The sequence below is a fragment of the Pseudomonas azadiae genome, assembly GCF_019145355.1.
Classification (GTDB): Bacteria; Pseudomonadota; Gammaproteobacteria; order Pseudomonadales; family Pseudomonadaceae; genus Aquipseudomonas; species Aquipseudomonas azadiae.
The window spans coordinates 93120-114430 of sequence record NZ_JAHSTY010000001.1 but is presented as its reverse complement, the minus strand read 5'-3'; the positions used below and the strand labels follow the sequence as shown (position 1 = coordinate 114430).

The following is a 21311-nucleotide window of genomic DNA, read 5'->3' as shown; positions in this document are numbered from 1 at the left end:
CGGCGTAGTGCGTCTGTCATACGGCTACAAAAACGCCCGGTTCAGCCCAGGCGCGCGGTCAACCAGGCGCCGATATCGTGTATCTCCTGGGGTAACACTTCGTGCCCCATTGGGTATTCCTGCCATGTCACGGTGACACCACGGCTCTTCAAGTGCTCGAAGGCGCTGCGGCCCATGGCGTTCTGTACCACCTCGTCGTACTGGCCGTGCAGGCACAGCGTAGGAATGCGCTGTTGGCTGGCGGATAGCTCCAGCTCATCACCGAAGGTCGGCGCATAAGTGGAGAGGGCGATCACGCCACCCAACGGGCCTTCCCAATTCAGGAAGGCGGTGTGGAAAACCACGGCGCCGCCTTGGGAAAACCCCGCGAGGAAAATCCGCGAAGCGTCTATTCCGGTTCTCTTCTGCGCTTCGATCAGGTCTGTCACCATCTTTGCCGACACTTCCAGCTCTTGCAGGCTGATCGAACGGGCCGGGCTCATGGCCTTGATGTCGTACCAGCTGGGCATCTCGTAGCCGCCGTTGATGGTCACCGGACGGGTCGGTGCCTGGGGCAGAACGAAGCGGGTGGTCAGCAAACTTTCCTGCAGCGCTTCGGCCACCGGCAGGAAGTCGTAGCGATCGGCACCCAGGCCATGCAACCAGATGACGCAGGCGTCTGCGGGCTTGGCGGGCTGAAGAATCAAGGGTTCGGTCATGTCTGCTCCATTAATGTGCGCGCGCTCCGATTGGGTGCGTCGGAACGGTGCGCGACGGGTTGATCTGTTAATAAGATGTCGCACGGTTGAATCTTTTTCTATTGACCGTGGGCTGAATCGACCCGGCCGGCACTCTGGTACGGGCCTTGCTATGTGTTGAACGATGTCAGCGCTATCTCAGGACGGTAACACTATCAGTGACAGCCGTTCGTGGGCTAGCAACTGGAATGACCGCGACAACTTCATGCCGCTTGACCCCAAAAAAAGCCAACACGGGTCGATATCGCCTCATAAGGGTGCGCTGAAGTTCGAGCTCCGACACAACAAGAGCAACTGGAGGTTTTTGAATGAAGGTATTGAAATCCACCCTGGCCATCGTTTCCGCGGCGGCTGTACTGGGTGTCAGTGGTTTCGCCCAAGCGGGCGCCACGCTGGACGCCGTGCAGAAGAAAGGCTTTGTGCAATGTGGCGTGAGTGACGGTTTGCCGGGTTTCTCGGTACCGGATGCCAGCGGCAAGATCCTGGGGATCGACGCTGACGTGTGCCGCGCTGTGGCCGCTGCCGTTTTCGGCGACGCGACCAAGGTCAAATTCAGCCAGTTGAATGCCAAGGAGCGTTTCACCGCGCTTCAATCCGGCGAAGTCGACATTCTGTCGCGCAACACCACCATGACCAGCTCCCGCGATGCCGGCATGGGCCTTAAATTCCCAGGCTTCATCACTTACTACGACGGCATCGGCTTCCTGGTAAACAACAAGCTGGGCGTTAAAAGTGCCAAGGAACTGGACGGTGCAACCATCTGCATCCAGGCCGGTACCACCACTGAGCTGAACGTTTCCGACTACTTCCGCGGCAACAACCTCAAATACACCCCGATCACCTTCGATACCTCCGACGAAAGCGCCAAGTCGCTGGAATCCGGGCGTTGCGACGTACTGACTTCCGACAAGTCCCAGCTGTTCGCCCAGCGCAGCAAGCTGGCCGCGCCGAAAGACTACGTCGTCTTGCCGGAAACCATTTCCAAGGAACCACTGGGCCCGGTCGTGCGTAACGGCGACGACGAGTGGCTGGCCATCGTGCGCTGGGTCGGCTACGCCATGCTCAACGCTGAAGAGGCCGGTATCACTTCGAAAAACGTTGAAGCTGAAGCCAAGTCCACCAAGAACCCGGACGTTGCCCGTCTGCTCGGTGCTGACGGCGAATACGGCAAAGACCTGAAAGTGAAGAAAGACTGGGTCGTACAGATCGTTAAGCAAGTGGGTAACTACGGCGAAGTGTTCGAGCGCAACCTGGGCAAGAGCACCCCGCTGGAAATCGACCGTGGCCTGAACGCGCTGTGGAACAACGGCGGCATTCAATACGCACCCCCTGTGCGCTGATCGCTGATGGTTCTGTCACCCGGTGGGCCAACCGCCGGGTGATGTTCTGTTCCATTATTTTCGGGGCACTTCATGCAAAATCAAATCGGCGCACCCAAGCAGAAGCTCAGCTTCAGCGATCCCAAAGTGCGTGCGTGGCTCTTCCAGATCATCACGATTGTGGCGGTGGTCTCGCTGGGCTGGTACCTCTTCAACAATACCCAGACCAACCTGCAACACCGGGGCATCACCTCGGGGTTCGACTTCCTTGAGCGCAGTGCCGGCTTCGGCATCGCACAGCACCTGATCGACTACACCGAATCGGACAGCTATGCCCGGGTGTTTGTGATCGGTTTGCTCAACACTCTCTTAGTGACGTTCATTGGCGTGATCCTGGCCACACTGCTCGGGTTTGTCATTGGCGTGGCGCGGTTGTCGCCGAACTGGATGATCAACAAGCTGGCGACTGTGTATGTGGAAGTATTCCGCAACATTCCGCCGCTGCTGCAGATCCTGTTCTGGTACTTCGCGGTGTTCCTGACCATGCCGGGGCCGCGCAACAGCCATAACTTCGGCGATACCTTTTTTGTCAGCAGCCGTGGCCTGAACATGCCTGCGGCGCTGGCCGCTGACGGTTTCTGGCCGTTTGTAGCCAGTGTGGTGGTGGCGATTGTGGCTATCGTGCTGATGGCGCGCTGGGCCAACAAGCGTTTTGAAGCGACGGGCGTACCGTTCCACAAATTCTGGGCGGGCCTGGCGCTGTTTATCGTGATCCCGTCGTTGTGCGCGCTGATCTTCGGCGCGCCGCTGCACTGGGAGATGCCGCAGCTTAAAGGCTTCAACTTTGTCGGCGGCTGGGTATTGATCCCCGAACTGCTGGCACTGACCCTGGCACTGACTGTTTATACGGCAGCGTTTATCGCCGAGATCGTGCGTTCGGGCATCAAATCCGTCAGCCACGGCCAGACCGAAGCCGCGCGCTCCCTGGGCCTGCGCCCTGGGCCGACGTTGCGCAAGGTCATCATCCCGCAAGCCTTGCGGGTGATCATTCCGCCGCTGACCAGCCAATACCTGAACCTGGCGAAAAACTCGTCGCTGGCCGCCGGTATCGGTTACCCGGAAATGGTTTCGCTGTTTGCCGGCACGGTGCTCAACCAGACCGGCCAGGCGATCGAAGTCATTGCTATCACCATGAGCGTGTACCTGGCGATCAGCATCAGCATTTCCCTGCTGATGAACTGGTACAACAAGCGCATTGCGCTGATCGAGCGGTGAGGAAACGCCCATGAGTTCACATACATTCAAACCGGATATGCCACCGCCGAACAAGGTCTTCGGGCCAATGGCATGGATGCGCGCCAACCTGTTCTCGAGCTGGCTCAACACGTTGCTGACGTTGCTGGCGTTCTACCTGATCTACCTGGTGGTGCCGCCGATCCTCAGTTGGGCGATCATCGACGCCAACTGGGTCGGCACCACCCGCGCCGATTGCACCAAGGAAGGCGCCTGCTGGGTGTTCATCCAACAGCGCTTCGGGCAGTTCATGTACGGCTACTACCCCGGCGACCTGCGCTGGCGCGTGGACCTCACTGTGTGGCTGGCGATCGTGGGCGTGGCGCCGTTGTTCATCTCGCGTTTCCAGCGCAAGGCGGTCTACGGCCTCAGCTTCCTGGTGCTTTACCCGATCATCGCGTTTTTCCTGCTACACGGCGGCGCGTTCGGGCTGGCCAACGTGGCCACCAGCCAATGGGGCGGCTTGATGCTGACCCTGGTCATCGCCACCGTGGGCATTGCCGGCGCGTTGCCGCTGGGCATCATGCTGGCGTTGGGGCGGCGTTCGAACATGCCGGCGATTCGAGTGGTCTGCGTTACCTTCATCGAGTTCTGGCGTGGCGTGCCGTTGATCACCGTGCTGTTCATGTCTTCGGTGATGCTGCCGCTGTTCCTGCCTGAAGGCATGGGCATCGACAAGCTGCTGCGCGCCTTGATCGGTGTAATCCTGTTCCAGTCGGCCTACGTGGCCGAAGTGGTGCGCGGTGGCTTGCAGGCGATTCCCAAGGGCCAGTACGAAGCGGCCGCGGCGATGGGCCTGGGTTACTGGCGCAGCATGGGCCTGGTGATTCTGCCGCAAGCCCTGAAGATGGTGATCCCCGGCATCGTCAACACCTTTATCGCACTGTTCAAGGACACGAGCCTGGTGATCATCATTGGCCTGTTCGACCTGCTCAACAGCGTCAAGCAAGCCGCCGCCGACCCCAAATGGTTGGGCATGGCCACCGAAGGCTACGTGTTCGCCGCCCTGGTGTTCTGGATTTTCTGTTTTGGTATGTCGCGCTATTCCATTCATTTGGAACACAAGCTCGACACAGGCCACAAGCGTTAGGAGTTGATGTGATGAGCGAAGCGATCAAACAGCCTGTGAGCCCTGAAGGCATTATCCAGATGCAGGGCGTCAACAAGTGGTACGGCCAGTTCCACGTGTTGAAAGACATCAACCTCAACGTCAAGCAAGGCGAGCGTATCGTGCTGTGCGGGCCGTCGGGGTCGGGCAAGTCCACCACCATCCGCTGCCTCAACCGTCTGGAAGAACACCAGCAGGGCCGCATCGTGGTCGATGGCGTGGAACTGACCAACGACCTCAAGCAGATCGAAGCGATCCGCCGTGAAGTCGGCATGGTGTTCCAGCACTTCAACCTGTTCCCGCACCTGACCATCCTGCAGAACTGCACGCTGGCGCCGATGTGGGTGCGCAAGATGCCCAAGCGCAAGGCCGAGGAAATCGCCATGCACTATCTTGAGCGCGTGCGCATTCCGGAGCAGGCCCACAAGTTTCCGGGGCAACTGTCCGGCGGCCAGCAACAGCGCGTGGCGATTGCCCGTGCGTTGTGCATGAAGCCGAAAATCATGCTGTTCGATGAGCCGACCTCGGCGCTCGACCCGGAAATGGTGAAAGAGGTGCTCGACACCATGATCGGCCTGGCCGAGGACGGCATGACCATGTTGTGCGTAACCCACGAAATGGGGTTTGCGCGCACCGTGGCCAACCGTGTCATCTTCATGGACAAGGGCGAGATCGTTGAGCAGGCGGCGCCGAATGACTTCTTCGACAACCCGCAGAATGATCGGACCAAGTTGTTCTTGAGCCAGATTTTGCATTGATCGATGGTTGAATGAATAAACCCGGCCCTGTGCCGGGTTTATTTTTACCTGCTGGTTTTTGTCAGGAGGCTTGTGCTGCGAGCGGTTGCGCATCTTTTGCGATGAGCAGTCGGTTCAGGTCGTCCCCTACATTGAGAGCCTCTATCTCTGCGAGCAAGTGGGGGTGTTTATCCAGTAGGCGCATCAATGTGAGTAACGGTTGCGGCGGAAAAATCTCAGCCCGTTCGTAGCGAGAGAATGCATTGTGCCCGCGGACGGTGAAGAGCCTCACAGCGTCTTTTTGCGTGAGGTGCAGTTTGTGGCGGATTCGCTTCATTTCTGCGGCGATGATTTTACGCGCGTCGATCAACAGCAGATCGGACGCCTTGCAATAACGCTCCGCACTGTCGTCGTCGTGATCGAATTCAACTTCATGACAGACCTCGCATTCCCAGCCTGCAATGTCCGGAATGTCCCGAACCATTCCCCGTGTGTTGATCGTGAAGGTGCGACCTTCGAAATGCTGCATTGCGTCATGGGTTCCGCAGCTCATGCATTGCTGGGTTCTCATAGGGATTTCTCCTTGAAGGAGATTACGGGAGGACCACCGCCTGGGCGGTAAGTAACCTTGATGTAAATCTCCGTGCCGTAAATCTTGATCAGGTAGACGTCCTGCCATACCCGTGGGTCTGCATAGGTCGTCATTGATTTGTACAACATTCGTTTCTCAAGGGCGCAGACCACCTGTTGCATCTGGTCAGGGCTCAGCTCCATTTTTCGAGCATCTTGCCGCGCGGTGGCAGTGAACGCTCTGTAACCTAAACGGACGACCTCTTTTTTCACCAAGGCCAAATCGTAATGAGGTGTGTACTTTTCCATAAGACACCTAAGTCCAATAATTACCCTCTGAGGGTAATTTTACCAATCGAAAATATTGCTCCTTTTGCCGCTTAGAAACCCTAGTGCGTTGCTCTTGTAGGCATGTCCGAATAGGCTGTGGGACTTTTCGTCCATCGATTAGGGCAAACGCCCGTCCCTCTGCCGGCAGTGAGCAATGACCCCCGAAAGCAAACTTGAAGAACTGTTAATTGACGCCGAGGCCGATGATGAAGTGGTGCAACACAGCCATCCGCGGGTGCTTCGCCCGTGGTTGTTGCTGTTGGGCCTGGTGCTGGTGGCGCTGAATTTGCGCCCGGCGCTGTCGAGCTTGTCGCCGCTGCTGAGCGAGGTGTCCGGCAGCCTCGGGCTGTCGGCCGCCAGGGCCGGTCTGCTGACCACCTTGCCGGTGCTGTGCCTGGGTCTGTTTGCGCCGCTGGCGCCGCTCCTGGCGCGCCGGTTTGGCGCCGAGCGCGTGGTACTGGGGATTTTGCTGACCCTCGCCGCGGGCATCATCCTGCGCAGTAGTTTCGGTGAAGCCGGTCTGTTCGCCGGCAGCCTGGTCGCCGGCGCGAGCATCGGCATCATCGGCGTTCTGCTGCCCGGCATCGTCAAGCGCGACTTCGCCAGCCAGGCCGGCACCATGACCGGTGTCTACACCATGGCGCTGTGCCTGGGCGCGGCGTTGGCGGCGGGGGCAACGGTGCCGTTGAGTCATTACTTTGGTGACAGCTGGCACATCGGCCTGGGCTTCTGGATGGTCCCCGCGTTGGTGGCGGCGCTGTGCTGGCTGCCGCAGGTCGGCCAGAAACACGCGGCGCATCAAGTGGCCTATCGGGTAAAGGGATTGCTGCGCGATCCGCTGGCCTGGCAAGTGACGTTGTACATGGGCCTGCAGTCGTCCCTGGCCTACATCGTATTTGGCTGGGTGCCCTCGATTCTGATCAGCCGTGGCCTGAGCGCCACCGAAGCCGGCCTGGCGCTGTCCGGCTCTATCATTGTGCAGCTGCTCAGCGCGCTGACCGCACCGTGGCTGGCCACCCGGGGCAAGGATCAGCGGCTGGCGATTGTGCTGGTGATGCTGCTCACTCTCGGCGGTCTGTTCGGCTGCCTGTATGCACCGCTCGACGGCCTGTGGGGCTGGGCGATTCTGCTGGGCCTGGGGCAGGGCGGCACGTTCAGCCTGGCGCTGACCCTGATCGTACTGCGCTCGCGCGACGCCCACGTCGCCGCCAACCTCTCGGGCATGGCCCAAGGCATCGGCTACACCCTGGCGTCCCTGGGCCCGCTGGCCGTGGGCGTGCTGCATGACTGGACCGGTGGCTGGGGCGCCACCGGCTGGGTGTTCGGCGTGATCGGCGTGGGTGCAATCATCGCCGGCTGGGGGGCGGGTCGAGCCCTTTACGTTGGGGTCACCAGCGAAAAGGCCTGATACACCGGCGCTCAATGTGGGAGCTGTCGAGCCCCGGCGAGGCTGCGAAGGCGGCGGCATTGCTGGCACTTGCTTCGCCTGACACTGCGCTATCGCTGCCTCGCTAAAGCTCGAGAGCTCCCACAGGGAGCTGCTGTGTTAGTTAGATTTGCGGTGTGGCGACTGGCCTCATCCTCAACAGCGCCGACGTTCAACTGTGGGAGCTGTCGAGCCCGGGCGAGGCTGCGAAGGCGGCGGCATTGCTGGCACTTGCTTCGCCTGACACTGCGCTATCGCTGCCTCGCTAAAGCTCGAGAGCTCCCACAGGGAGCTGCTGTGTTAGTTAGATTTGCGGTGTGGCGACTGGCCTCATCCTCAACAGCGCCGACGTTCAACTGTGGGAGCTGTCGAGCCCGGGCGAGGCTGCGAAGGCGGCGGCATTGCTGGCACTTGCTTCGCCTGACACTGCGCTATCGCTGCCTCGCTAAAGCTCGAGAGCTCCCACAGGGAGCTGCTGTGTTAGCTAGATTTGCGGTCTGGCGACTGGCGCCATTTTCAGCGGCACCGCAGCTCAACTGTGGGAGCTGTCGAGCCCGGGCGAGGCTGCGAAGGCGGCGGCATTGCTGGCATTTACTTCGCCTGACACTGCGCTTTCGCAGCCTCGCCGGGGCTCGACAGCTCCCACAGGGAAGCTGCTGTGTGGGTTGGATTTGCGATATAGCGGCTGGCCCCTTGTCGAGGGTCTGGCTTACAAATACCAGACCGTCATGGTGATCGAACCGTCAATTGGCACTTCGTTGGTCAGGGTCAGCGTGTTGGTTGGGGCTATGAGGGGGAGGATCCTCAGGTCGGCCGTTAGCAGTTGAACCGGTGTCGGTGCGGCAATTTCGGTATTGGTTACCGACTTGAGACCGCCGTGCATGAGCCACGAGTTGAAAATCCAGTGGGCACCTGAGTCGGAGGAGTCGATGATCTTGACCGGTCCACCGTCGGCGACCGCCGAGAGTAACTCAAGCTCCATGGAACCGAGTTTCTCGGTGCCGTTGATCAGCCCGAGGCCGAAGTTGCCTCGGTTGTCGTATTCCGAACCCAGGCGATTGTCCCTGCTTTCAAGTGCCATCAGCGTGCTCCCATCGCAGGTCACGGTCAGTTGCAGGGTGAGCTCTTCAAGCCGGGTGAGCTGGTCAACGTTAAGGTCCTTGGCCGACAGCTTGCCGATATCGGCCAGCCCGCCATTGGACAGGCCAGGGGTGCAAGCGCTGGGGGTAATCACGCCCTTGACGCTGAGGTCGACGCTGGAAGCGGCAAACGCGGCGCTGCTGCCGGCGGCAAGCAGTGCGGCGGTCAGGGTGATGAGGGTAGTGCGCATGGTGTTGGTCCTTTGACTAGGGAAAGTCGGGTTGTCAATTACAGGTAAACCACTTCCAGCGTGGCCGAGCCGTCCATCTGCACTTCTTGGCTGAGGTCCAGGTTCTGCTTGGCGTTGATCACCGCTTCAAGAACGAAGGTGCTGGTCAGGTTCTGGATCGCCGAGGGGCCGGCGGTGCTGCCGAGGGCTTCGGTAAAGCCGAGCAGGCTGCGCGCGCCCATGTCGATGGGGTTGCTGTTGGATGTGCGCCAGGCCACGCCGCCGGTGGTGGACTCGGTGCCGTAGATCACCGCGGCGTTGTCGGCCACGGTCTGCTTGGGGTCGAATTTGAGCGAATACACGCCGATTTTGTTGCCGCTGCCATCCAGGCCGAAGCCGTAGAAGATTTCGCTGTTGACGTGGGCCGTGCCGTCGCGGTTATCGCGCATGCGCAGGGCGTAGCGCCCGGCGCTGTTGCAACTGACGGTCAGGGTCATGGTCTTGAGCGGCAGCATCGTCGACTTGGTTTCATTGAGGTCCTGCTGGGAAATCTTGCCGAAGTCCACCACGCCGCCCGCCGAGAACACCGGTGTGCAGGCCATGGGGGTGATGAGGCCGGTAACGGTCAATTCGGCGGTGGACGCCGCATGGGTGCTGCTGGCGCTTCCCAGGAGGGCAAGGCCGGCCAGCGATAGACGAAGGATGTTCATGAACGTGCTCCTAGAGGTAGTTGATTTCGAGGGTGGCGGCGCCGTCGAGGCGCACTTCGTTGCCCAGGTCCAATGAACCGAGCGGCGCGATAAACGCCTCGAGGTTCGCCGTGGCACTGAGGGTCTGGATCGGGTCGGGGCCGCCGGTGCTGCCGGGCATGGCGCTGAAGCTCATGACGCGTGTGCCGCTGATGGCAATCGGGCTGGCGCTGGCGCTGCTCCAGGGGCCGCTGACGGCGGCGGCATCGGTGCGATACAGCGCAGCGAAACGGTCGGCCGTGGCGCGCGTCGGGTCGAATATCAGCCGGTAACGCCCGATTTTCTGCTGGCGCGCGTCCAGCCCCAGGCCGTAGGCCGTGTCATCGGCGCCGCCGGTGGCCGAGCCCTGGCGGTTGTCCTGCATGCGCAGGGTAAAGGCGGTCGGTGCATCGCAGGCCACGTTGACCGCCAGCGAGCGGGCGGGCAGGGCGGTGTCCAGGTTCGGGTTCAGGTCCAGCACTGAGAGCTTGCCGAAATCCACATGCCCGCCGTTGGACAGCTGCGGCGTGCATGCGGCCGGCGCGAAGCGCGCTTGCAAACGTAGCTCCCGCGAGCGGCCCGCGTGGATGGCATCAAACAGCCCGGCGCTGTCCCAGGTCACCGCATCGTTGACCCGCGCCGCCGCTTCATCTGCCCAGGCACTGGCGTCGATTTGCAGCGACAGGCTGCGCCCGGTGACTGGTACGCCGCCACGCAACGGCACGATCCCGTGCTCCGGGCGCCATACCAGTTGTGCGGCACTGGCCACCGGTGGCTGGCCGCTGCCGGCCAGCAAGCCCAGCTCGACGGCCTGGCCATCGAGTACCGCGTCGCTGACGCGCAGGCGATAAGTACCGCGCTCGGTGAATCGATACCGTTGCGCATCCGCGCCCATGGCCCGGTAAAACACGCTCAGGTCCTGCGCTTGCGGGCAGTTCAAGGTGAGGCTGATACGCCGCTCGCCCAACAGGCGCTCGGGCGCCGGCTGCACGGCGACGGCGCGGTTCATCAGGCCGAAGTCCAGGCGTGATTCGCTCAGGTTCAGCTGGCATTCTTCGTTGCCCCAGGCGCTGGCGCTGAGCAGCAGGGCCAGCGGCAGCAGTGCAGTGTTAAAACCCATGGCAGTGATCCTCATGGCTGGCGGCACCGGGCCGCCGCGGTTTCGAAATACACCTCGGGGTCGCCCTTTTCCGGCAACTCGAAGTCCAGGCGACAGCGCGCCTGCCCGGCGGCCTTGACCCACAGCGCGCGCGTGTCGAGTACGTTGGGCAGGAACACCTGGCTGCCTTCCTGCACCAGGGTGACGAACTCGCCGTCGCCGGTGCTCACCGCCGCGCCGCGCGGCAACGGCGTGCCGTCCTCGCGGGTCACGCTGAGCAACGCGCGCCGGGTGAGGGCCACGCCGAACTCGACCTTGTCCACCGCGCCGCGCCCGGCCGACAGCACCGCCAGGCCGTTGCTGATGTCGGCATTGCGCGGCAGCGAGCGGGTTTGCACTTCTACCGGGCTGCGGCCGTAGGCGCTGAGTTGCGGCACCACGGCCTGGCCTTGCCAGTCGGTCCACACCGGGCCGCTGGGGGTGCTGACCTTGATGCCGGCCATCTCGCCCACCGACATCACCGCAAAGGTGTCGCGCACCGGGTACGGCGAGAACGTCAGGCCGTCGCCATGCAGCACCACGCCGCCGCGCGCGCCGCCCTGGTAGCTGGCGCGCTGGTCGTCGGAGCGGGTGTAGTTGAAATCCAACTGGCTGTAATACGGCAGCGCCGACACGCCCACCGACGACTCCACTTCACGGTCCCGGCTGTCACGCTCCACGCCGACGCGATAGCTCAGTTGATCGTTGAGCTGCTCGCTCAAGCCCAGCCCGGTCCGCTGCTCGCCGCCGGCATTGCGCGTCCAGGCGCGGGCGCGGCGGGTTTCGCCCAGGGGCAGGCTGAGGTTCAGGTAGACGCTGTCGTCACTCTGCTTGCGCCCGCCCACCTGCCATTCGGCGCTGGCCGAGACGGACACGCGACCAAAACTCGTGCCCCACGACGCCAGCGCGCGGGTGCTGCTGTCGCCGGTATGCGACGCTGAACGCGAGACACCGGCGCTGAACGCCCCCAGGGCCGGGTGTGACCACGACGCGGTAGCGCTTTGCTGATCGCGATAACGTGAGCGCTGCTGCTCACGGGTGTCGGTGGTGTGCGTCGAGTCTTCCAGTTCGCGGTAGCCCAACGAACGCCAGGACGCGGCGGTGGTGACCGCCCAACTGTCCGACAACCGCTGCGACCAAGAGGCGTCGGTCTGCAGGCCCTGTTCATTGCCGCGACGTGTGGCCTGGGCGCCTTGCACGCCGAATTGAAGCTGGCTGTCGCGCGTCGGCAACCAGCCGATGCTGGCGCCCGTGGCGCGGTAATCCTCGGCCGCCAACACGCCGCCGCTCAGGCTCACCTGCGGGTGCAAGGCACCGCTCCAGCCGGCACTGACCACCCAGGGCTCGGCGCCTTCGCTGTCGCCTATCTTGCGCACTTGGCCGGCGGCCACCGAGTAACCCGGCGCCGGCAAGCCCAGGCCGAGCATGGCGGCGGGCACGGTGAAGCGGCGCTCTTCGCCGCTGGTTTCCTTGACCGTGACTTCGACGTCGGAGCGGCTGTTCAAGCGTCGCACGTCGGTGAGCGAGAACGGCCCGGCGGGCACGACGGTGGAATGAATCAAGGTGCCGTTCTGGCGAATTTCCACCTGCGCCGGGCTGTTGGCGATGCCGTCGATGGTCGCGCCCTGGTTCTGGTCTTGCAGCGCGGTTTCGGTCAGCACCTGGGCGCCGGTGATCTGCGCGCCGGCCAGCACCGGGTTGTAGAGGTTGATCTGCCCGGCCTGGAATACCGCCTGCTGGGCGGCAAAGGTGCGTTGCGCATACGCGTCCAGGTGAGTGGTGCGCGACTGGCCGTCTTGCCAGGTGCGCACTTGGCGGCTGCGCACGATCCAATCACCGGCGTTGAAACCCACCTCAGTGTTCGCCGAGCCGAAGCGGTTACTGTCGTCGCCGTATTCGTTGTACAGGCCGGTGAGATCGTAATTGAGCAGGCCGGCAAACCCTCCGGTCTGGTAGCCGGAAACGTCCTGCACCGCTGGGCGTATGGCGTCGGTCGGTACCACCAGGGACAAACTCAGGTCTGCCGGGTCCTGCTCGATGACCGTTTGCGGGTAGCGCTCGACGAAGCCCAGACACGGCGTGTCGGCCACCGCGTCGGGCAGTTTCAGGTTGCCTGCATCGAGCAGGGCGCGGTCGAAGCACAGCGTGCCCTGTTGATCAAAGGTCACGTCCACGCGGCCGCGCCGCTGACCGTTGACGTTGAGGTTGAGGGCGTGGCGCCCGGCGGTGAAACGCGGTGCTTGCAACAACAGCTTGGCCAGCTCCGGATCAATGCCGCGTTGGGACAGGGTCTGCGGGTCGAACGAGCCGCCGCCTTCATCGGCCAGCAACAGGCCGGCCGGCAGCAGTGCAAGGGCCAGGCCGGCAACGAAGGTAGGCGCCCGCCTTAATGAAACGCCGGGCGCGGCTGCGCCGTCGCGATCAGTCATCACTGTGCTCACAGGTCATACTCAAATGAGAGAAGCGCGCGGCCGATCCTTCGGTGCGGCGGGCTTCGGGTGGCCTTCAAGGGGCCACTGCTTGATCAGAGCGCTGGTGCGGGTCCTTCCAGCGCGGGCATCAGAGCGAGAGGGGCGCCTCATAGGGCGCGACGGCAAAGCCGTAGACGGTGGCCGGCTGCAGTTGCACGGTGGTGGCCGAGGCCTGGCTGGCGGCCACGCTCAGGGTTTCACCGGGCAGCACGTAGGTGCGCGGCAGCAAGGCGGAGCCGTTGCCGGGCAGCAATTTGAGCTCCTGGGCCAGGCGCACCACATACGGTGATGGGTTATGCACGCTCAATTGGCTGTTCTTCAGGCTCCAGGTCAGGCCGGTCCAGGGCGTGCGGTTCGGTGCCAGTCCTTTGGGATGCAGGATCACCGGCAGGTTCTGGCGCACGGTCACGCCGACCCGCGCATGCCCGGCCTGGGCGTCGGATCGGCCTTGGGGCATGCCTTCGAAAATCACCCGTTTCAGGCGTTGCGTCACCAAGGGTTCCGGCGATTGCATGATGAAGCGGATCAGTTGGCTCTTGGACGGCTCGACCCGGGTCAACGGCGGCGTGACGAACAGCAGCGAAGCCTTGTCTTCGGGAATGTCTTCGAGGGTGACGTGCAGCAGCGCCAGTTTGGAGTCGGTGTTGGTCACCGACACCGAGGCTTCGCCGTCGGCTTCGTTGACGATCACCACCGAGGTGTCCGGCACCATGCCGTCGGCCAGCGCCAGGCTTGAGCCGCCCAGCACCAGCAGCACGGCGCCGAGGTACAGGCATAAATAGCGAAAGCCGATGAACAAGCGGCTGAAGAAGGCAGCATAAGGGGTAGGGAACATGGTTACAGATACCTCAGGTCGAGCACGATCGAACCGTCCAGCGGCACCTCTTGATCGAGGGTCAGGTAGGCCGCGGCGTTGATGGACGTTTCGATGTGCAGGGTCGCGGTGATCTCGCGATGGGGTTCGGGCACCAGGGTGCCGGGTCGGGCGAAGCCCATGTAGTTGTCCGGGTAGGCGTTCGATTCCGGGAACCAGGTCTGGCCCTCGTTGCTGGAGGCCAGCACCAACACGCTATCGCCGTCACCGACCACGTCGCGCAACGCCAGCGACACCGTGCCCAGCCGTTCGGTGGGCACGTGCACATTGGTGCCCAGTCCGTAATAAAAACCGGGTCCCAGGGACGAGCCGGCGCGGTTGTCCACGCCCACCAGCACATACAGCACCGATGCGTTGCAGCTCACAGTCAGGTCGAGGGTGCGGCTGGGCAACGTGCTGAACTCGTATTGATTGAGGCTGCGAGCTGGCACCCGACCGTGGTCGACGATGCCATTGGCAGACAGCGTCGGCGTGCAGGCATTGGGCGTGATGGTGCCGGTGACCGTCACCTCGGCGGTGGAGCCGCCGGATGCCGGTGCGGCAACCAGGCAGAAAAAACAGAGGGTCACCAGTCGGCTTGAGAGCGTGTTCATGGTCGGGTTTTGGAACCGTGATTAAGGGGACATCCATGAGAACGGGCGCAACGGCACACGTTGCGCCCGCGGGCGTTACAGGTATTTGACGGTCAAGGTGACCGAGCCGTCGATGGCGACTTCGTTGGTCAGGGTCAGGGTGCGGGCGGGGGCGATTTTTGGATAGAGTGCGAGCTCGGAAGTAAGCGTTTGCACTGGAATCGGCGCATCCGTGGTGTTGTCGGCTACCGACAGGATGTTGCCTCGCATAAAGTTTGTATCCCTTTCCCAGACCGTCCCACCGTCGGTTGAGCCAATGGCGCGCGCAGGCGCACCGTCGACTATCGGCGATAACAGCCGCAGCTCAACGCTGCCGAGCTTTTCGTTGCCGTTGACCAAGCCTAGCCCGAACGCCATGGTGTCGTTGTTGAAGTCCGACCCTTCGCGGTTATCCTTGGCCTCCAATGCCATCAAGGTCGCTGCATCGCAGGTGACGGTCAGTTGCAAGGTAGTTACGGGGAATGAGGTAGGCATGTCGACATTGAGATCTTTGGCAGAAATCTTGCCCATGTCATACACGCCGCCGCTGGACAAGCTCGGCTCGCATGAGCTCGGCGTGATCAGCCCTGTCACGGTCAAATCCACGCTGGAGGCAGCCATGGCACTGCCCGCTCCAGACAGCAGCACGGCGGCGAAAAGGTTTTTCAAAGAGGCGTTCATAGTGTGGCTCCCAGGGAGGAAGATTAAAAAAATGGATTACCAATACTTCAGTTGCAGCGTGGCCTGACCGTCGATGGGCACTTCATCCAGCACCGTCAGGTCCCTGGCCGGCACGATGATGGTGAAGGCGCGCAACCGCGCGTTCAGTACCTCAATGGCGATCGGCGTATTGGGGCCGTCGGCGGCGGCGAACGAGGTCAATGCTTCATGCCCCAGATAGGCGTTTTCGGCCCAGCGGGCGCCGCCACTGCGCGAGACGATGGTCTTGACCGGCACCGCGTCGGCTACCGGTTCGAAGAGCGTAAACGCGACGCTGCCCAGTTTCTGGTCGTCATTGATCATGCCCAAGCCGTGGTGCGCCGGGTTGATGGCCGAGGTGCCGGCGCGGTTATCGAAGGTCGTCAGGGTAAAAACGGTTGCGCCTTCGCAAATGACTTCGAGCTGTATTTCAGCCAGGTCGAGCAGCGTGGGCGTGACCCGTCCGAGGTCCTTGGCGGTCAGTTTGCCGTGATCGATTACCCCGTCGTTGGACAGCGTCGGTATGCATGAGCTGGGCGTGATGCTTCCGGTCACGCTCAGGTCGGCGCTGCTGGCTGCGAATACGCCAGGTGCGCAGGCCGCCAGCAGAAAGGCGAAAGCGGCGCGGGTGGTTTTCTCCATGGGCACGAATCCTTATGGGGCAGGGGGGGTTACAAATACCGCAGTTCCAGGGTGGCCGAGCCGTCCAAAGGGATGGCCGCATCCATCACCGGAAACATGTCTTGGCCATGTATGTAGGGCTCGACGACCAGATCCATGGACGCGGTCTTTATCGGGGTCGGTGCCAGCTGGCCAGCAAGCGTTCTACCGAACGCTGTCATGATGTTGTTTGCCCAGTACTCGCCCACGGAGTAGGGATACCAGTCCGCTCCGTTATCTCGGGATTGGATCGCAATGGCGCTCGGGTCGTCTGTCAGGATGTTTTCCAGACTCAGGAGATACGCGCCGATCCACTTTCTCGGTTCAATCAGCCCCAGCACGTAGAACACCGAGTTGTCTGAAGACACCAGGCGATTGTCCATGGACGCCAACCCGAACAAGCTCGCGCCCTCGCAATCGACAGCCAGTTTCAACACGGTTTTAGGCAGGAACGTCAGCTTCGTCGGGTGCAGGTCCTGGAATGAAATCTTGCCGTAGTCCACCAGGCCGTTGCTGCTGATGCTCGGCGTGCAGGCGCTTGGGGTGATGGAGCCGGTGACCGCCAGGTCAACGCTGCTGGCAGCCTGTGCCAACGGGCAAGCGGCGATCAGCAAGGCTGCGGCAAGTGCGGTGAGTGAAGCTTTCATGGGTAAAAGTCTTCCTGTGCAAGGTGTAAGGGACAGAAGAGGGGGCGCGGGTGAGTTGCCCTTGTTTTAGGGGTTTTGGGGGCACGCGCTGCTTCAGGGAAAGCGGGAGGGAATTTATCGCCGGGACGGTTCAGGGGGAATGCAACAAATACGACTTTGCGCGGCGAACGGATGCCCGGCGTTAGCGCTACAGGTACAGCAGGGTGAGAGTCACGGAGCCGTCGATGGGCACTTGCTCGGTGAGTGTCAATGTGGCGGCGGGAGCGACCGTCGGCGAGATCAGCAGGTAGGCAGTCATTTGCTTGTACGGCGATGGCGTCTGCGTCGTTTTATCGGTGGTGACTGCAGTGATGAAGTGATGGGACATGAGGCTTGTCGGCGACCAGTTGGAATAGGCCGATCCCAGCGGATGCGCAGCGACTCCGTCGGCCAGGACCGACTCGATATTCAAGAAGAAGTTGCCGAGCTTTTCGTGGGTGTTGATCAGGCCCAGACCGAATTTAAAGGATGCGGCGCTATCCGAGCTGGAACCGAGACGGTTGTCCCCAGGTGCCAGTGCCACCAGCGTCGACGCTTCACAGCTCACGGTCAATTGCAGGCGGTGGAAGGGGAGCGCGGTGGGCTGGTCTTTGTTCAAGTCCCTGGCGGCAATTTTGCCCAGGTCGTAGATGCCGCCGTCGGAAAGGCTGGGTTCACAGGCGCTTGGGGTGATCGAGCCTTTGACGCTGAGGTCGACGCTGGACGCTGTAAATGCGCTGCTGGCGGCACCAAGCAATAGCGTGCCGAGCATCAAATGAAATGATGGATTCAAGGTTGGGCTCCGAAGGGCGGTGTAATAACTGCCGAACGATAAGGTCCGAACCGAACAGCGTGAATGCAAGTATTCCGAAAGTTCATCAGCGGGCGCTGGAACATCGGCTGCCTTAATTAAATGCTGGATGTTTATTGGAAAATATCTACGTTGTCGTAGTTGTTGTATCGCAGCACCTTAAATATTCAGCTACTTTTCGCGCTCTTTTAATAGCGCGGGCACTTTATTTGTTTGAGTGATCCGCTTTTATTGTGCGCGACTCTCCAACGCTACCGTGCCCTCAACGCGTATCTGGAACCTGTTGCGCGTATGAGGGGCGACATGCCGGGCAACGCTACGGGTGATGACTCATCCCATTCCACTGCAGACACGCCGGATAGCTGGCAGCAGGCGCGGGTGTTGGTGATCGACGACCACGCCCTGTACCGATCATTCATGGGCGTCCTGCTCGATGCATTGGGCGTGCGCCATGCGGCGTTCAACGACGCACCCAGCGCGCTGCAGGCGCTGGCGCGCGAGCGCTTCGACCTGGTGATCAGCGACTGTCGCATGCCAGTGATGGATGGTTACGCCATGACCCGTGAGCTGAGGCGCATGGAGCGCGACGCCGGTCTTGCACGTGTGCCGGTCATTGCTTTGACCGGTCGCGTGGGGCCTAAGGAAATTCGCCGCTGTGTGGAATGCGGCATGGACGGCTGGCTGCTCAAACCCATCGGCCTTGAGCAATTGCGCGACGTGCTCTGCGATTGGCTGCCCATGCCGACGCCCGCGCCGGGCCGCGGGCTGAATACGTCGGCGCCACGCCCGCAGGGTTTTGCCACCCGCGACAGCTTGATTGCCACGTTCGGCGCCTGGGAAGTGGTGGAGCCATTGTTGTACAAATTGATACAGGGGGCCCATGAGGACCTGGACGGGCTCCTGCACGCCCGAACCGGTGAAGACGAAAAATCCACCACCCAGCATCTGCACCGGCTGGTGGGCAGTGTTGCGTTTCTCGGCGCAACGACGCTGGAGCAGCGCGCCGTGCGGTTGATAGATCGGGTGCATCAGACCGGAGTGGCTGCCAACCGCACTGCACTTGAGCGTATTTGCCAGGACATCGAGCGCTACCTGGAATATTTGCGTACGCTCTAGGTGTTAGTTGTAATGAAGGAAAATGCCAAGTTGTGTGTAGTCCATTTCTGTATGTAGTTTCTTTTTATTCTGTAGGCATCTGTGTAGTGCCCTTGAAACATGGGCTGTGCAGCCATTTAAGTCATTTATTGCCAGTTGTTACAAAGCCAGTGTCGAGGTATTTTTGTTGCTACCTAATTGCCATCATGGAAAAACCGATGATCCGCATCATTATTGCCGACGACCACCCTATTGTTCGGGTCGGGCAAAAAGTAGTTATTGAAGCGAGCGGCAAGTGCATTGTGGTAGGCGAGGCCAATGGCCCCGACCAACTGCTGGCCTTACTCCAGACCACGCCCTGCGATGTGGTTGTGACTGACTTTGCCATGCCGGGTGACCAGCAAGCCGACGGCTACGGTTTATTGGGCCTGCTGCAACGGCAGTACCCGAAACTGCCGGTGATCATGGTGACCATGTTCGCCAACGTCGCCACCCTGCGTGCCGCGCTGTCCCACGGGGCCAAGGCGGTGCTGGCCAAAAGCGCCTCGGCGCTGGAATTGCCCCAGGCCATCCGCACGGTGGTGCAGGGCCGTACGTTTATCAGTGAGTGTTTGCGCGTGCAACTGGATCAGGCCCACCCGGCGCAATCGATCCAGGAACCGAAGCTTTCGGGCAAGGAGCAGGAGGTGGTGAGGATGTTGGCCAGCGGCATGACCGTCACCCAGATCGCTGCGCAAGTCAATCGCAGTATTTCGACGATCAGCAAGCAGAAAAGTACGGCGATGCAACGCTTGTGTATTTCCACGGATGTTGATTTGTTTGCTTATGCGCGGGATGTGGGAATGGTGCCGTGAATTTCGCTAATCAATAGGCAAGTTTCAGGTTTGTACCGGTATTTGTAAGTTCCCTTTTAGTGACTGGATTCGTATTAGTTGTATTGGGTCGAGCGAATGGCTTGGTTATGGTTTCTAGATCGCCGTTAATTCAATGGCGGTGACAATTTCCCTTGTCCAATTATTCGAGCCGAACTTTTCGGCACGCAATCGCGTGCCTGGAAAGTGCAGGTTCTTAGCGAGCGAATATCATGAAACTTTCAATTATCAGTGCGGCGTTGTTATTGGCGGGTGCGTCTAATGTATGGGCGGCGTCCAGCGTGGATTTAAGCGTTAAGGGCTTGATCATTCCGGCTGCGTGTACGCCGACGTTGTCGGCGGGCGGAGTGGTGGACCACGGCAAGATATCCTTCAAGGATCTGAGCTGGAACCTGTACAACGTGCTACCTGTCGCAACTTTGCAACTGAACGTCAACTGCGACGCGCCGACATTGGTGGCGATCAAGGGGCGCGACAATCGAGCCGGCAGTTCAGCTGCGGACCCGATCGGTCAGCCGAACTATGGATTGGGTCTGGTCAACGGTGACAAAAAACTCGGCTGGTACCTGCTCAAGACGGCTAACGGTCAAGCTGATGGCGTGGATCGACCGGTGATTGAGTCCAACGATGGCGCCAGTTGGACGGATGCGTCCTACCCAGGCGTGGTCTGGCAGGTCGGTGGCATGCGTGCCCTGAGCGCCAGTACCGGTAGCGACGCCGCGCCGCTGCCCGTGGAGGCGATGACGCTGGATATTTTGATCGAAACGACGATGGTCCCGGCTTACTTGATACCGGCCGGCCAGGAAGTGCCCCTGGATGGCAGCGCGACGCTGGAAGTGATCTACCTCTGAGCGCACCGCCCCGTATCGAGGTGGCAAATGGGCATAGCCTTCCTCTCGCGTGCAGACTATCGTGCAAGCCGGATAACAACAAAGCCCGGAGCCTGCCCATGAGTGACACCCATAACGCCCTGATCACCCGCTTCTACGAGGCCTTCCAGCGCCTCGACGCCGAAGCCATGGCCGCCTGCTACACCGACGACGTGGTGTTCAGCGACCCGGCCTTCGGCGAGTTGCGCGGCCGCGATGCCGGCGATATGTGGCGCATGCTCACCACCCGCGCCAAGGACTTTTCCCTGACCTTCGACCATGTGCGCAGTGATGACACCACCGGCAGCGCGCATTGGGTGGCGACCTACCTGTTCAGCGCCACCGGCAACACGGTGGTCAACGATATCGGCGCACGTTTCGTGTTTCGCGATGGCAAGATTTGCGAGCACCACGATCACTTCGACCTGTGGCGCTGGTCGCGCCAGGCGTTGGGCGTCAAGGGGCTGCTGTTGGGCTGGTCGCCGGCGCTGAAGAATGCCGTACGTGCCCAGGCGCGCAACGGCTTGAAGGCATTCCAGGCCGGTCGTTGATAAGATTGGCGCTCTTCTGGCTGGCCGACATCGACCCGTGACTGACCTTTCCGACCCCAAACCCTGGTTCGTCTACCTGGTGCGCGCCGCCAATGGCGCGCTGTATTGCGGCATCAGCAACGACCCGGTGCGCCGCTTCGCTTCACACCAGAGCGGCAAGGGCGCGCGGTTCTTCCTGTCCAGCCCGGCAGTCGCGCTGGTGTACACCGAGCAATGCGCGAGCAAGGGCGAAGCATTGCGCCAGGAGCGCTTGATCAAGAAGCTGAAGAAAAGCGCCAAGGAGTGCCTCGCGGCGAGTGGCTCATTGGTTTGACTGATAAGTCTATCAATTGCTACCGAAAGCTACCAAATGTCGGTATCCGTTAGTATCTTTTGGTAGAAATCACTTTTTATGGACCGTTCAGATGGATCGACCACGGATACCTGGATTTCACCGTC

At 61.3% G+C, this 21311-nt stretch carries 23 protein-coding genes; 10 read left to right on the top strand and 13 right to left on the bottom strand.

Features of this window, described 5'->3' with window-relative positions:
• Window positions 1–41: 41 nt before the first annotated feature.
• Window positions 42–698, bottom strand: coding sequence for an alpha/beta hydrolase (locus KVG91_RS00495; RefSeq protein ID WP_169378513.1), 657 nt, complete (start codon window positions 696–698; stop codon window positions 42–44).
• 347 nt (window positions 699–1045) lie between these two features.
• Between KVG91_RS00495 and KVG91_RS00490 the strand changes: the two genes are divergently transcribed.
• From KVG91_RS00490 to KVG91_RS00475, 4 genes are all read left to right on the top strand, one after another.
• Window positions 1046–2077 (top strand): amino acid ABC transporter substrate-binding protein, encoded by a 1032-nt coding sequence (locus KVG91_RS00490; RefSeq protein WP_010212954.1) that lies wholly within the window; start codon window positions 1046–1048, stop codon window positions 2075–2077.
• 72 nt (window positions 2078–2149) lie between these two features.
• Window positions 2150–3331: an amino acid ABC transporter permease gene (locus tag KVG91_RS00485; protein ID WP_169378514.1), complete on the top strand. Its 1182-nt coding sequence runs from the start codon at window positions 2150–2152 to the stop codon at window positions 3329–3331.
• Between the two features lie 10 nt (window positions 3332–3341).
• Window positions 3342–4439 (top strand): amino acid ABC transporter permease, encoded by a 1098-nt coding sequence (locus KVG91_RS00480; protein ID WP_169378515.1) that lies wholly within the window; start codon window positions 3342–3344, stop codon window positions 4437–4439.
• Window positions 4440–4450: 11 nt separating this feature from the next.
• Window positions 4451–5215: an amino acid ABC transporter ATP-binding protein gene (locus KVG91_RS00475; protein ID WP_003171943.1), complete on the top strand. Its 765-nt coding sequence runs from the start codon at window positions 4451–4453 to the stop codon at window positions 5213–5215.
• 61 nt (window positions 5216–5276) lie between these two features.
• Here the strand turns inward: KVG91_RS00475 and KVG91_RS00470 are convergent, their stop codons facing one another.
• On the bottom strand, window positions 5277–5765 hold the full coding sequence (locus tag KVG91_RS00470) for a type II toxin-antitoxin system MqsA family antitoxin (protein ID WP_169378516.1): 489 nt from the start codon (window positions 5763–5765) through the stop codon (window positions 5277–5279).
• Window positions 5762–6073, bottom strand: a complete 312-nt coding sequence (locus tag KVG91_RS00465) for a type II toxin-antitoxin system MqsR family toxin (protein ID WP_169378517.1) — start codon at window positions 6071–6073, stop codon at window positions 5762–5764. The genes KVG91_RS00470 and KVG91_RS00465 overlap by 4 nt, the downstream gene beginning before the upstream one ends.
• A gap of 175 nt (window positions 6074–6248) precedes the next feature.
• Here KVG91_RS00465 and KVG91_RS00460 point away from each other — a divergent pair, with 175 nt between their 5' ends.
• Window positions 6249–7502 (top strand): CynX/NimT family MFS transporter, encoded by a 1254-nt coding sequence (locus KVG91_RS00460; RefSeq protein ID WP_169378518.1) that lies wholly within the window; start codon window positions 6249–6251, stop codon window positions 7500–7502.
• Between the two features lie 727 nt (window positions 7503–8229).
• On the opposite strand, the gene KVG91_RS00455 is transcribed toward KVG91_RS00460, so the two are convergent.
• From KVG91_RS00455 to KVG91_RS00410, 10 genes are all read right to left on the bottom strand, one after another.
• Complete coding sequence (locus KVG91_RS00455; protein WP_169375712.1) at window positions 8230–8850, bottom strand: DUF1120 domain-containing protein; 621 nt, start codon at window positions 8848–8850, stop codon at window positions 8230–8232.
• Between the two features lie 38 nt (window positions 8851–8888).
• On the bottom strand, window positions 8889–9539 hold the full coding sequence (locus tag KVG91_RS00450) for a DUF1120 domain-containing protein (RefSeq protein WP_169375713.1): 651 nt from the start codon (window positions 9537–9539) through the stop codon (window positions 8889–8891).
• A gap of 10 nt (window positions 9540–9549) precedes the next feature.
• The gene (locus KVG91_RS00445) at window positions 9550–10677 is read right to left on the bottom strand and encodes a DUF1120 domain-containing protein (protein WP_169375714.1); all 1128 of its coding nucleotides are present in this window, start codon (window positions 10675–10677) and stop codon (window positions 9550–9552) included.
• Between the two features lie 11 nt (window positions 10678–10688).
• Window positions 10689–13124 carry a fimbria/pilus outer membrane usher protein gene (locus KVG91_RS00440; RefSeq protein WP_169375715.1) on the bottom strand — a complete coding sequence of 812 codons (2436 nt, stop codon included), beginning with the start codon at window positions 13122–13124 and terminating at the stop codon, window positions 10689–10691.
• Between the two features lie 130 nt (window positions 13125–13254).
• On the bottom strand, window positions 13255–14001 hold the full coding sequence (locus KVG91_RS00435; RefSeq protein ID WP_225926932.1) for a fimbria/pilus chaperone family protein: 747 nt from the start codon (window positions 13999–14001) through the stop codon (window positions 13255–13257).
• A gap of 2 nt (window positions 14002–14003) precedes the next feature.
• Window positions 14004–14633 (bottom strand): DUF1120 domain-containing protein, encoded by a 630-nt coding sequence (locus KVG91_RS00430; protein ID WP_169375716.1) that lies wholly within the window; start codon window positions 14631–14633, stop codon window positions 14004–14006.
• A 75-nt stretch (window positions 14634–14708) separates the two neighbouring features.
• The gene (locus KVG91_RS00425; RefSeq protein ID WP_169375717.1) at window positions 14709–15332 is read right to left on the bottom strand and encodes a DUF1120 domain-containing protein; all 624 of its coding nucleotides are present in this window, start codon (window positions 15330–15332) and stop codon (window positions 14709–14711) included.
• A gap of 36 nt (window positions 15333–15368) precedes the next feature.
• On the bottom strand, window positions 15369–15992 hold the full coding sequence (locus tag KVG91_RS00420) for a DUF1120 domain-containing protein (protein ID WP_169375718.1): 624 nt from the start codon (window positions 15990–15992) through the stop codon (window positions 15369–15371).
• 29 nt (window positions 15993–16021) lie between these two features.
• The gene (locus tag KVG91_RS00415; RefSeq protein ID WP_169375719.1) at window positions 16022–16657 is read right to left on the bottom strand and encodes a DUF1120 domain-containing protein; all 636 of its coding nucleotides are present in this window, start codon (window positions 16655–16657) and stop codon (window positions 16022–16024) included.
• Window positions 16658–16844: 187 nt separating this feature from the next.
• Window positions 16845–17468, bottom strand: coding sequence for a DUF1120 domain-containing protein (locus KVG91_RS00410; RefSeq protein ID WP_225926931.1), 624 nt, complete (start codon window positions 17466–17468; stop codon window positions 16845–16847).
• A gap of 321 nt (window positions 17469–17789) precedes the next feature.
• On the opposite strand from KVG91_RS00410, the gene KVG91_RS00405 reads away from it, so the two are divergent.
• The 5 genes from KVG91_RS00405 (at window position 17790) to KVG91_RS00385 (ending at window position 21186) form a co-directional block, all read left to right on the top strand.
• Window positions 17790–18602 (top strand): response regulator, encoded by an 813-nt coding sequence (locus KVG91_RS00405; protein ID WP_169375720.1) that lies wholly within the window; start codon window positions 17790–17792, stop codon window positions 18600–18602.
• Between the two features lie 197 nt (window positions 18603–18799).
• Window positions 18800–19435, top strand: a complete 636-nt coding sequence (locus tag KVG91_RS00400) for a response regulator transcription factor (protein ID WP_169375721.1) — start codon at window positions 18800–18802, stop codon at window positions 19433–19435.
• Window positions 19436–19665: 230 nt separating this feature from the next.
• Window positions 19666–20304 carry a DUF1120 domain-containing protein gene (locus tag KVG91_RS00395; RefSeq protein WP_169375722.1) on the top strand — a complete coding sequence of 213 codons (639 nt, stop codon included), beginning with the start codon at window positions 19666–19668 and terminating at the stop codon, window positions 20302–20304.
• A gap of 98 nt (window positions 20305–20402) precedes the next feature.
• Window positions 20403–20873 carry a nuclear transport factor 2 family protein gene (locus tag KVG91_RS00390; protein ID WP_169375723.1) on the top strand — a complete coding sequence of 157 codons (471 nt, stop codon included), beginning with the start codon at window positions 20403–20405 and terminating at the stop codon, window positions 20871–20873.
• 37 nt (window positions 20874–20910) lie between these two features.
• The gene (locus tag KVG91_RS00385) at window positions 20911–21186 is read left to right on the top strand and encodes a GIY-YIG nuclease family protein (RefSeq protein WP_169375724.1); all 276 of its coding nucleotides are present in this window, start codon (window positions 20911–20913) and stop codon (window positions 21184–21186) included.
• Window positions 21187–21311 lie beyond the last annotated feature (125 nt).